The sequence below is a fragment of the Sediminibacterium sp. FW305-C-61 genome, from assembly GCF_058231065.1.
Map to the genome: position 1 here is coordinate 183,224 of NZ_JBIQXR010000002.1, position 11,801 is coordinate 195,024.

General features: G+C 38.9%; 10 protein-coding genes and 1 other RNA gene. 6 read left to right on the plus strand and 5 right to left on the minus strand.

Features of this window, described 5'->3' with window-relative positions:
- Positions 1–38: 38 nt before the first annotated feature.
- Entirely contained in the window at positions 39–344 is a 306-nt protein-coding gene (gene rplU / locus ACH30E_RS05930; RefSeq protein WP_294995809.1) for a 50S ribosomal protein L21, read from the minus strand.
- A 275-nt stretch (positions 345–619) separates the two neighbouring features.
- Here rplU and ACH30E_RS05935 point away from each other — a divergent pair, with 275 nt between their 5' ends.
- Positions 620–2,116 carry a GH3 auxin-responsive promoter family protein gene (locus ACH30E_RS05935; protein WP_490824026.1) on the plus strand — a complete coding sequence of 499 codons (1,497 nt, stop codon included), beginning with the start codon at positions 620–622 and terminating at the stop codon, positions 2,114–2,116.
- Positions 2,117–2,130: 14 nt separating this feature from the next.
- On the opposite strand, the gene ACH30E_RS05940 is transcribed toward ACH30E_RS05935, so the two are convergent.
- Positions 2,131–2,883, minus strand: coding sequence for a DUF6498-containing protein (locus ACH30E_RS05940; protein WP_490824027.1), 753 nt, complete (start codon positions 2,881–2,883; stop codon positions 2,131–2,133).
- Between the two features lie 395 nt (positions 2,884–3,278).
- On the opposite strand from ACH30E_RS05940, the gene ACH30E_RS05945 reads away from it, so the two are divergent.
- Positions 3,279–4,436, plus strand: coding sequence for a 1-deoxy-D-xylulose-5-phosphate reductoisomerase (locus ACH30E_RS05945; protein WP_294995824.1), 1,158 nt, complete (start codon positions 3,279–3,281; stop codon positions 4,434–4,436).
- 72 nt (positions 4,437–4,508) lie between these two features.
- Complete coding sequence (gene rseP / locus ACH30E_RS05950; protein ID WP_490824028.1) at positions 4,509–5,861, plus strand: RIP metalloprotease RseP; 1,353 nt, start codon at positions 4,509–4,511, stop codon at positions 5,859–5,861.
- A 51-nt stretch (positions 5,862–5,912) separates the two neighbouring features.
- Here the strand turns inward: rseP and ACH30E_RS05955 are convergent, their stop codons facing one another.
- Positions 5,913–7,085: a hypothetical protein gene (locus ACH30E_RS05955; RefSeq protein WP_490824029.1), complete on the minus strand. Its 1,173-nt coding sequence runs from the start codon at positions 7,083–7,085 to the stop codon at positions 5,913–5,915.
- A 124-nt stretch (positions 7,086–7,209) separates the two neighbouring features.
- Positions 7,210–7,582: a transfer-messenger RNA gene (ssrA, locus tag ACH30E_RS05960) on the minus strand.
- Positions 7,583–8,321: 739 nt separating this feature from the next.
- Between ssrA and ACH30E_RS05965 the strand changes: the two genes are divergently transcribed.
- Entirely contained in the window at positions 8,322–9,842 is a 1,521-nt protein-coding gene (locus tag ACH30E_RS05965) for a DUF2271 domain-containing protein (protein ID WP_490824030.1), read from the plus strand.
- Positions 9,832–10,479: a PepSY-associated TM helix domain-containing protein gene (locus ACH30E_RS05970; RefSeq protein WP_490824031.1), complete on the plus strand. Its 648-nt coding sequence runs from the start codon at positions 9,832–9,834 to the stop codon at positions 10,477–10,479. The genes ACH30E_RS05965 and ACH30E_RS05970 overlap by 11 nt, the downstream gene beginning before the upstream one ends.
- Before the next feature lie 76 nt (positions 10,480–10,555).
- On the opposite strand, the gene ACH30E_RS05975 is transcribed toward ACH30E_RS05970, so the two are convergent.
- A complete protein-coding gene (locus tag ACH30E_RS05975; protein WP_490824032.1) occupies positions 10,556–11,158 on the minus strand; it encodes a bactofilin family protein in 603 nt (200 codons plus the stop codon).
- A gap of 178 nt (positions 11,159–11,336) precedes the next feature.
- On the opposite strand from ACH30E_RS05975, the gene ACH30E_RS05980 reads away from it, so the two are divergent.
- Positions 11,337–11,801 carry a bactofilin family protein gene (locus ACH30E_RS05980; protein WP_490847330.1) on the plus strand — a complete coding sequence of 155 codons (465 nt, stop codon included), beginning with the start codon at positions 11,337–11,339 and terminating at the stop codon, positions 11,799–11,801.

Sequence of the window (11,801 nt, forward strand, 5' to 3'; positions counted from 1 at the left end):
AAACCAGGATCATTTGCGCGATCCGGGCATGTTTTTTACTAAGCGATGCTTTCGATTTTGATACGCGTATAATGCGTTCTGTGACCGTGCTTCTTACGGAAGCCTTTTCTCCTTTTCATTTTAAAGGCGATCACTTTGTCACCCTGTACCAGGTCACTGATGATTTCAGCTTTAACAGTAGCTTTTACACTACCACCTGCTGCAACAGTACCTGCATTGTCAGTAAACAATACATCGGTGAATTCTACTTTGTCTCCGGTTTTACCCTGCAGGTGAGGAACATACAGGCTTTGACCTTCCTGTACCTTAAATTGCTGACCTGCGATTTTTACAACTGCTAACATAGCTATCCAAAATTAGGACGGCAAAGGTAAGGATTCACTGGCAAAATTTGCAAAGATTTTTGAAATAATTCTTATTCACATGCCTTGACAAAGTTTTTTTTCATCTAATCAGCCATTTTTAATCGATTTAAGATGTATTTCGCAATAGTATAATATTTAAAATTGCTGTTTAAGTAATTGAAATCAAATATATTATAATTATATCCCCCATCAACTGATATAACCCCCAACTTCTATCTATTTTTGCCCGACAGGTCTTAAAGACCATCTGTACTATGAACCTGAAATCTTTACTGGCAAAACCATTTGCCCAATATATATATAAACAGATCAAAAGAAACAGTGTCCATGCTCTTGAAGACCAGGAACTTATTCTGAAGCAATTGCTAAAAACCGGCAGGGGTACACAATTTGGAAAGGAGCATGGTTTGCATGAAGTTGAAAATCATGCCGGATTTGCTCAGGCTGTACCTATTCGCGACTATGAGGCTTTTAAACCTTATATAGAACAGATTAAACAGGGCAAGGAAAATATACTTTGGAAAGGCAAACCCATCTATTTTGCCAAAACAAGTGGTACCACCAGCGGAGTAAAATATATACCCATTACCAAAGACTCTATTCCCAATCATATCAATACAGCCAGAAACGCATTACTCTGCTATATGGCTGAAACCGGTAATACTGCATTTGCCGGGGGTAAAATGATATTTTTAAGTGGTTCACCGGTATTGGAAAGAGTTGGCGGAATTCCAACCGGACGTTTAAGCGGAATCGTAAACCACCACGTGCCAAGCTATCTCCGCGCCAACCAATTACCCGGCTACGAAACCAATTGCATTGAAGACTGGGAAACCAAACTCGATAAAATTGTTGAAGAAACCATTCAAAAAGATATGACCCTCATCAGCGGCATACCACCATGGATGCAGATGTATTTCGACAGACTGATAGAAAAAAGCGGTAAAAAGGTTGGAGAGCTCTTTCCAAATTTTAGTTTAATGGTACAAGGTGGCGTAAACTTCGAACCCTATCGCGCTAAATTATTTGAAAGTATCGGAAGAAAAGTTGACAGTATTGAATTATTTCCTGCCAGCGAAGGCTTCTTTGCATTCCAGGACAAACAAGATGGGGAAGGATTATTACTGAATACAAACAGCGGTATTTATTATGAATTTGTACCAGCCGCAGAAATCTTCAATGAACATCCAACAAGATTAAGTTTGAAAGATGTAAAGGTTGGCGAAAACTATGCCCTCATCATTAATAATAATGCTGGTCTATGGGGGTACAATATTGGTGATACTATTAAATTTATCAGCACAGATCCATATAGAATTATTGTTAGTGGCAGAACCAAACATTTTATATCCGCATTCGGTGAACATGTTATAGGAGAGGAAGTGGAATTTGCCTTATTAAAAGCTGCTGAAGAAACCAATGCTCATATAACCGAATTTACCGTAGCACCTATGATTCAACAGGGACAAGGAAAAAGCTACCATGAATGGTTTATTGAGTTTGAAAAAGAACCGGATAATTTCAACACATTCATACAAAAAACGGAAGAAAACCTGCGTAATAAAAATGTATATTATGACGACCTGATTCGTGGAAATATACTCCAAACACTACAAGTACGCCGGGTTCGCAAAAACGGATTTATTGATTATATGCGTTCTATTGGAAAACTTGGCGGACAAAACAAAGTGCCCAGACTGAGTAACGATAGAAAACTTGCCGACGCTTTATCGGCCTTTATTACAGAATAAAAATGCAAAAGAAGTTATTCTAAAAAGAGATCCAATTGCTCATCCGTAACCTGCAATTTGCTTCCTTTAGCTGAAAGCTTTTCTTTTAATTTGTTTCTTGCCTGAGCGTTATATTTTATAGCTTGAAGGTAAAGGTCTAATACTAGTCTGGTTATAATTAATAATAACGCAGCAACCATTGCGCCGTCTTTGAAAAAGAAGAAAAATCCTGCAAGTATTGCAACCAGTTGTTGTATAAAAATCCGAATATAGGGTTGCATGAAAAGCGTATTCACCGTGTATTTGTGATACCTGCCTGTAACGAAAAAATTTCTAAATGTATAACCAATATTGGCTAATGCAATCGACGCAAATGCCAATTGCATATCAGTCTGAGATAATAGAAATTTATAATTGCCGAAAACATTAAACGCGTCCGACGATAAGCCAGGCAAACTCTTACCTACCGCAGAAAAAATAAAAACCGACTGCACAAAAATGAAAAAGAAATAATGAACAAGGAAGAATGGAATAATGCCATAGCCATTAATCTGTCTGGGATCTTTTGAAGCAACATGATTATTTTGAGCCTCACCATATTTTAATACATACCAAAGCTTAAACAGGTGAATGATACCAATAATGATGGTTTCGAAAACATAAGCAAATACAATAATTACCGGTCTCCAGCCAAAAAAGAATAAACCCGCCAACATCAGCAAACTGTTGGCCCAGATAAATAAATTACGACCAGTCGGCAAAAAGTATTTATAAATTGATGGTTCCAATTAATAAATTATGGTAGTAAGATATTGCATATTTATGAAATTAAGAAAGTGTGTATTGTTTGGCAGAACTGGTTGGGCAAAATTAGCTGCGAGCTTCTAGCCTCTAGCTGCTAGCTTTGATTGGTGCTTGTTTTAGGAATTCTGCTATTATTTTAATAAATGGCAGGGCTTGCGAATTTGTTTTGTAAAAATCCTATTTAAATAAAAATTTAATTATAATGTTTAAGATTGTGGATGGTTTAATTAATAGCCCAAAAAAACTAGTAGCTAGCAGCTAGAGGCTAGAAGCTGTTTTTCCCCGGAAATCAATACTTAAAAACCCTCGCCAAATATCACGATACTCCTTTTTTTGGCATAAATTGTGTAACTATGCCCGCATCTTTGGGAATGAAATTATGAATCAAAAAAGGATTGCCATATTTGGCTCTACAGGATCTATAGGTACCCAGGCATTGGACGTGATTGCGGCTAATCCAGACCTTTTTACAGCGGAAATATTAACTGCTCAAACCAATGATGCATTACTGATTAAACAGGCTTTGACTTTTAATCCGAATGTAGTGGTGATTGGGGATGAAAAAAAATATACCACTGTAAAAGAAGCACTTGCTCATACTGATGTCAAAGTATTTGCAGGTGAAAAAGCATTGGTGGAAGCTGCTGGGATGGACTGCTACGATATGATGCTGGCCGCAATTGTTGGCTATGCGGGATTAAAACCTACCCTGATGGCTATTTCAAATGGAAAAGCCATTGGCTTGGCCAATAAGGAAACATTGGTGGTTGCAGGAGATATTGTAGTAAGAATGGCCATGGAGAAAAAAGTGCCGCTTATTCCCGTTGACAGTGAACATTCTGCCATATTTCAATGCCTGGTAGGTGAGGGCAGGAATAAAATAGAAAAGATCATACTTACTGCAAGCGGAGGTCCGTTCTTGGGCAAAAAGCCCAATTTTCTGGTTAATGTAAAACGTGACCACGCATTACAGCACCCAAACTGGAGTATGGGAGCTAAAATAAGTATCGATTCGGCTACATTGATGAATAAAGGGCTGGAGATGATTGAAGCAAAATGGTTGTTTAATCTTCATCCCGATCAAATTGAAGTATTGGTACATCCACAGAGTATCATACATAGCATGGTGCAATTTGAAGACGGTAGCCTCAAAGCACAGATGGGCTTACCTGATATGAAACTGCCGATTCAATATGCCATGGCATTCCCTGAAAGAATACCTAATGGATTCCCCAGGTATGATTTCAGAAAGCCCAATACACTTACATTCGAAGAACCAGATACTAAAACCTTCCGAAACCTTGCACTGGCAACAGAAGCACTCTATAAAGGGGGGAATATGCCCTGTATTTTAAATGCTGCCAACGAAATAGCTGTATTTGCCTTCCTGAGAAACCGGATTGGGTTTCTCGACATGACAGAAGTAGTGGCCCAAACCATGCAAAAAACGGCATTTATCGAAAAACCCACGCTTGAAGAGTATTTTGAAAGCGATGGTGAGGCACGTAATTTCGCCGCTTCTTTGATTCACATGTAATCTTTGCCTATTTTCACAACCAATATACTGCACGAAATGAGGTATAACATCTAAAACAATCAGTAAACCTGTATGACTTTATTAGCAATTGACTGGGGTAGTGTGGCAGTTAAAGCCGGACAATTTATTCTATCTTTCTCCATTTTAGTGATCTTGCATGAACTGGGGCATTTTTTACCGGCGCGTTGGTTTAAATGCCGTGTAGAAAAATTCTACCTGTTTTTCAACCCATGGTTCAGTCTATGGAAGAAAAAAAAGGGAGAAACTGAATATGGTCTGGGTTGGGTACCATTCGGAGGCTATGTGAAAATAGCTGGTATGATTGATGAAAGCATGGATAAAGAGCAGATGAAACTGCCCCCACAACCATGGGAGTTTCGTGCTAAACCAGCCTGGCAAAGACTAATTATCATGATTGGCGGTGTAGTAGTAAATGTGCTACTGGCTATTGTTATTTTTATAGGCATCACCTGGGTTTGGGGTGAAGAATACCTGCCGGTAAAAAACCTTAAATATGGTGTTCATGCCGACTCTCTCGCTAAATCAATTGGCGTACAGGATGGAGACCTGATTACGGGCATCAATGGTAAGCCTCTTGAAAACTTTTCTGCGCTTGAATCTGAAATCATGTTTAAAGAGGCCGCAACGATCGAAGTACAACGCAATGGTACAGAGGTAGCATTGAAAGTTCCCGGGGATTTCACCAAGAAAATGGTGAAAAACAGAAAACTGGGAAGCATGATCCTGCCTCGTTATCCTGCAATTGTTGATAGCGTTTCAGCAAAAGATGCAGTTTTCAGATCCGGAAAATTACAAAAAGGAGACACCCTTGTAGCGTTTAATGGAGAACCAATTACTTATTACCACGAATACCAACAACTGGCAAAAAATTATGCAGATTCAATCATCACATTATCTGTATTGCGTGGAGCTGATACTGTTCAGGTAAGACTTTTACTAAATGAAAAAGGAAAAGCTGGTTTTTGGGCAGTATCTCCTTTCAAAATATTTGGAACAGTTGAAAAAGAATATACGCTGGCACAGGCTATTCCGGAAGGATTTAACCGTTGCTGGGAAGCATTAGACAGGTATATGACTGGTCTTAAACAGTTGTTTACCGGAAAACAAGACGTAAATGATTCACTCGGTAGTGTAATCAGCATTGGGAATACTTTCCCAGGCGAATGGGACTGGCAGCGTTTCTGGACACTAACCGGTATCTTTTCAATTGTATTAGCATTCATGAATATTCTCCCCATACCTGCACTTGATGGAGGACATGCGCTATTTACACTCATCGAAATGATCACAGGCAGAAAACCTGGCGATAAATTCATGGAATATGCGCAAATGGTAGGAATGGTGTTGTTGTTGGGATTGATGGCGTATGCGTTGGGACTGGATTTCTGGAGATTGTTTAAATAGTCCAAAATAAATTATTTAATAAAAAAGCGTTACACTTCATGTGACGCTTTTTTATTGCTGCATGCTTTGTTTTTTATTTAGCACAAGATGCTCAAGTAATAACAGGTGGTTGTAAGCCGGACAATAGTAATAGAATGTACCTAGTTTTAATTTTGTCATTCTTTTTTTCCATGAATCTGGTAACATAGATGCCATGCTGGCGATAAAAAAGCAGAATTTTTCATCTTCAACCATGTTAATGAATTTTGTGTCGCTGGAATTGCCAAGATTAATTACAGGTGGTTTAACACCCCATCGCAATAATGAAGTACCTAAAATTACCTGATCCATAAAAACAGTGGAAGTACTTAGTGCAACTTTTGCATCTTCAATTAGTTGAGGCTTTAGTTTTTCCAGTGGAGGAATGGGTTTTAAAGCCATTAACCTGGAAATATGGTACAGTATATTCGGAACAGTTACATAATGTGGAGAAACATAATTGGAATAATTAATGTGCTTCTTTGTTTTAATCATGTCTTCAATCAAAAATAAACTGGCTGAGTCTGCTGCGGTCCATGTAAGATTATAAAACTGAACAAAATACAGCACATTACAGAGTACGCTGATATCAAAATCGACCGGCATTTTTTTGCCAAACCAAGTAGAATATGCTCCAATCTTTTTATATTCAGGAAAAGTATTGCTGATTTTTTTCTCTTCATTATTAGTATAGCCCTGCATCAGATCATGAACTTCTTTAGCGATGGAATCGCTTTTGCGTTGTGCCATCAATAGAATAACGGTATCATCTAAATCATCAGGAAGTGCTCTTTTTTTGTTGAAAAGATTTAGCCATCCACTATAAGTGAATATGCGTGGAGTATCGGTAGGCCAGAAATTATAGGTATTCCTATCCGCATTTCTGTTTTTAAATTTCGGGTATGCAGAAAATGATTGGTGAATAATTTTGTTGGCCAGTTCATGTTGATAGGGTGAGAATTCGGATTTTAGGTCTTCCAGTGTAAACCCTATCAGACCAGTAAAAAAAGGGTTGATATCAGCTTTCTGTCTTTGCTTCTTCAAAGCATACGTGCGATAAGTAGGGAAACTCCCCTTAGGAAATATACCATCTTCTTTTGTTTGTAATATATCCAGTCGTTGTAATAGTCTGGAAATGATAACGCTGTCATTTGCCATCATACCCGAGCCAGTCAGTAAACATAAAAGTAATAAAGACAATTTCATGAGTGGTAAAAATACAATGTTTTACACCTTTATGTTTTTTAGCTGATCGAATTCTGTCTAACTGAGGCATCATACACTCAATGTTATCCATAAAAAAAGCAGGAAATCTCAAGTATCTCCTGCTTTGTGGAGTCGAGGGGAGTCGAACCCCTGTCCAAACATCGCTACCATTAGCTTTCTACATGCTTATTTCATGATTATTTGTCGGTATACTGCCGGACATGAACAAACCAACAATACACTTAGCTGGATGGTCTTAAGCAACAGTCACAGCCTTCTGTTGCAGCAACCTGTGTTTATTTTGAGTCGGCGGCGGCACCTGGTAACAGATCAACCTGTGCGGCGGCCCAAATGACTATCTAATCACCGATTAGGCAGCCATGGCATACTGTGTATTGCCATTTGAAGTTTGAATATTCAGATTTAAGTGCTAATTATCCAACGCACTGCATGCTTACACCAACCGTACCATATGCTGTCAAAACCAGTACGACCCCGGTAAGTTTGCAAAGGTATGAATATTCGAGGATTACCGTAGGGAAAAGAGCTTCGAGCTTATAGCCTCTAGCTGCTAGCCTTGATTGGTGCTTATTTTAGGCTTTCAGCTATTGATGGAATAAATGAAGGGGGGATAATTTATAATGAGCTGGTTAAATAAATTATTTGATTGCTGTTATTGCACTTCCTGTTATTAAAAGAACGCAGATCTTCATGATTTTCAAGATTTACATGATATATCTTGAAAATCATGAAGATCTGTGGCCCACCATAGACACCCCTAAAGATCGTCGTCAAATTTTCCCGGACAATACTGACCACTAGCTTCTGGCTTTTTTTATCATGAACTGAACCTTTCATTAGCTTAAGTTCTACAATTAAATACTCCTTTTGAGCAGGGATATCATAAAAAATCGCATGCCCTCTTATATATTCCAGTCAAAGCTGATAGTCTGCAATACGCACCAATCAAGGCTAGCAGCTAGAAGCAAGAAGACAGCAGCCCATAGTTTTATACCGATTTCGACAATGTGTCCATTAAACTTATGATAAATCCATCCATCTAATGCTGTTATCACAGCATTAGCGCGAAATAGTACTTGGTCGTTATTTACGCCTTTTTTACCGATCTGGTAAATGGTTCAGCGTGAATGATTTTACTTTTAACCGCTTATTCTAGCCTTCTTGCATGCCTAATTTGAAATTAACTTTTAAATAGTCTACAAACATTTGTACTTCATGAAAACATCCGGACGTATCAGTTGCCTCTTACTGCTGCTAGCTTTTTTCTCCAGCGCTACACCCAAAAAAACAAAACCCGCCAAAATCTTTATCGCCGATTATGAGAATGTACTGGGTACTTCTATGGAGATAAAAATTGTTGCCGATCAGGAACAATTTGCCAACAAAGCAGAGCAGGCAGCATTAAACGAAATTGACAGGCTCAATAAAATATTAAGTGGCTACGACGCAAACAGTGAATTCAGCAAATGGGTAAGTACTACTAATACAGCCACTCCGGTTTCGGCTGAATTATTTGAAGTGCTCGGTCTCTTTGAGCAATGGCGTGCCAGAACCAATGGCGCACTTGATGCCTCTGCAGAAGCTATAGGTAAGCTTTGGAAAACCACTGCTAAAGAAAACCGAAAGCCCAATGAAGCAGAAATAGCAGCAGTTTTAAACATAGTTCGTCAACAGCACTATTCATTAAATGAAACAAATAAAACCGCAACCCATAAAACCAATGCGGCGCTTATGTTGAATTCATTTGCGAAAAGTTATATCCTTCAAAAAGCAGCAGATGCAGCACTTGCTGTTGCAGGTGTACATGGAGTAGTGGTAAATATTGGAGGCGATATACTGGTAAAAGGTACACATACCGAACAGGTACTTGTAGCAAACCCGAAAGCAGATGCAGAGAATGATCTTCCTATCGCACAACTTGAAGTTGCCAATAAAACCATCGCCACCAGCGGTAACTACAGAAGGGGTAATATGATTGAAGGTAAATGGTATTCCCATATTGTTGATCCCAGAACCGGCTTCCCTACCAGCGAAGTAATCAGCGCTACCGTAATTGCAGATAATGCCACCGATGCCGGAGCACTGGCAACTGCTTTAAATGTGTTGAGTCCGGCAGAAAGCGAAAAACTCGTAGCAACTGTGCCCGGGGCAGCATACATGCTCATTACTGCAGATGGAAAGCGCATTGAAAGCAAAGGCTGGAATGCAAGCATGCCATTTAATAAAACAGCCCCGGCACCGGTATCTAACAACTTTGCAGATAAACAATGGAACGATAAATATGAATTGGCCATCAACCTTGAATTAGCAACCATTGAAGGAACACGTATAAGGAGGCCATTTGTGGCTATCTGGGTAACCGATGCCGATAAAAAACCAGTCCGTTTGCTGGCGCTATGGTATAATAAACCGAAATGGCTCAATGATATGCGTACCTGGTATGCAACTTATTATGATCAGTTTTCTGCAGGCCCTAATAACATCAGCTCAACAAGCAGCGCAACAAGAACTCCCGGTAAATACACCATTAAATGGGATGGGAAAGATGATAAAGGCAATCTGGTGAGCCAGGGTACTTATACCATTCATATTGAAGCAGCAAGAGAACACGGCACTTACCAGTTGATGCGTCAGGAAATAAAAATTGCGACAAAAGCACAACATATCGATATCCCCGGAAACCTGGAAGTAAGCTCAGCATCATTGGATTTTCAAAAGAAAGCGAATGGAAATTAAGCAGACCGCTACAAAGGACAAAAAAGCCGGAGCTAAACAATCTGAGTGGAAAAAATTAACAGCCAGGTATTCTCGTTGGTTACATATTTACCTGTCGATGTTCAGTTTTGTAATCGTGCTTTTCTTTTCTGTTACCGGAATCACCTTAAACCATCTCGAATGGTTCGATGAATCTGTTGAACGTGAAAATAAAGTACAAGGTTCTATTCCTGCCAGTTGGGTTAATATGTCTGATACTGCTCTAATTAAAAAAATGGAAGTAGTTGAGTTGCTGCGAAAACAATATGGTATCAAGGGATATGTAAGTGATTTTATGATCCAGGACGACCAATGCATGGTGTCCTTTCGTGGACCAGGATATAGCGCCGATGCATTTATAAACAGGGAAGACGGTGCCATGCAATTAACAGAGATGAAACTCGGGGTTATCGCATTGTTCAACGACCTTCATAAGGGACGCGACAGCGGAAATGCCTGGAAATGGGTTATTGACCTATCGGCAGCATTCCTGATCATTGTTTCATTGAGTGGGTTGGTGATGCTGTTCTTCTTAAAGAAAAAACGGGTAAATGGGTTATTGATCGCTTTAATAGGCGGACTTATTTGTTACCTGATTTATAAAATCTGGATACCATAGCATATCAAATGAGTATAAAAAGTAAAAGGGATACTGAACAGTATCCCTTTTACTTTTTATGATGAACTGAGATCTGTTAAGACTCAGTTTCAGGAGTGTCGTCGCTTTCAGGTGCAGCCGTTGTTCCCGGATTAGGGGCCACGTAAATCGTCTGGTGGTAAAATTTATTGGAAGGCTTAACCAGGTTCATTTTCTCCTGGAAAATATTCAGGTAATTGTTGTCCTTATTATTCTTACCAAATACTTCTTTCAGGTGTGTAAACAAATCCATTGAACTACTTTCAAAAGCAGCAGCTTCCAGGCTAATCAGTTTAATATTCGCATCAACGTATTGGTTCATTTCTGTATTGATAATGGTACAATGGATATTTCCTTTTAATACCGAATCCTTACAGAGATTAACCCTTAAACCATACACAGATCCTTCAAACTCACCTTCCACTTTAATATCATTACAGATGATAACACCGGTCATTACACCAGTAGGAGTGATATGAACAGTTTTCTTACTGTACAATACACCACTGAAATTACCGTCCAGAATAATGTCATTCTCTGAATCAAGTATACCAGATACATTGGTTGATTTAGTAATCAACAATTGTTTGTCTTCCGGGAAAGACTGTGTGCCGAAACTTGCATTGGGATCATGCAATAATTGCTCCCTGAACTTGTTCATGTGTTGGTTTTTTATAAACGTATAACAGACACAAAGCTAAGGCCTGTTGGCGGTTAGAAGGTCAAGATACAAATTATTATTTATTTGTAAACATTTAGGAATCGCGTTATAATCGAGGTAAAACCACATATTTTGGCTATCTTAAACGTCCATTTCCTCATAAAACCAATCCAATCCCATGTTTTTCCTTAAAAAAAACAAATCAGAGCCCATGCTGCCAGCCGTTCAGGTTGTCTCGGGGGGCTTTTATTTTGGCATCATCAGAACCATTTCACCAATCAGGATAGAAGGCGATTTCAAAGGCATTATTTTTTGTAACAATAAGGTTATCGTAGACAGTAAAGCCACTGTTAGCGGTGATATCTTATGCCATGAAATAGTTGTTGGTGGACTTATTGAGGGAAATATAATCTGTAAAAACAAATGTCACCTGCAGGAAGAAGCTACCGTTAGTGGTGTTGTTCGGACAGCATTGTTTGAAAACGAAACAAACAGTTCTGTATCAGGCCCGGTTTACGTTAACAAGGAAAACAATAATATTGATATCGATGAGTATTATGATCTTTTCAATAAAAAAGAAAACCTCGAAAAAATTAAGAATGAATATTTCTCACTGCCGCAAAAATTAATCCTGATTACCTGA

Bases quoted from the DNA above. Each gene is read 5' to 3' on its own strand.
- rplU (WP_294995809.1), bottom strand. From the start codon at position 344: ATGTTAGCAGTTGTAAAAATCGCAGGTCAGCAATTTAAGGTACAGGAA.
- ACH30E_RS05935 (WP_490824026.1), top strand. From the start codon at position 620: ATGAACCTGAAATCTTTACTGGCAAAACCATTTGCCCAATATATATAT.
- ACH30E_RS05945 (WP_294995824.1), top strand. From the start codon at position 3,279: ATGAATCAAAAAAGGATTGCCATATTTGGCTCTACAGGATCTATAGGT.
- rseP (WP_490824028.1), top strand. From the start codon at position 4,509: ATGACTTTATTAGCAATTGACTGGGGTAGTGTGGCAGTTAAAGCCGGA.
- ACH30E_RS05955 (WP_490824029.1), bottom strand. From the start codon at position 7,085: ATGAAATTGTCTTTATTACTTTTATGTTTACTGACTGGCTCGGGTATG.
- ACH30E_RS05965 (WP_490824030.1), top strand. From the start codon at position 8,322: ATGAAAACATCCGGACGTATCAGTTGCCTCTTACTGCTGCTAGCTTTT.
- ACH30E_RS05970 (WP_490824031.1), top strand. From the start codon at position 9,832: ATGGAAATTAAGCAGACCGCTACAAAGGACAAAAAAGCCGGAGCTAAA.
- ACH30E_RS05975 (WP_490824032.1), bottom strand. From the start codon at position 11,158: ATGAACAAGTTCAGGGAGCAATTATTGCATGATCCCAATGCAAGTTTC.
- ACH30E_RS05980 (WP_490847330.1), top strand. From the start codon at position 11,337: ATGTTTTTCCTTAAAAAAAACAAATCAGAGCCCATGCTGCCAGCCGTT.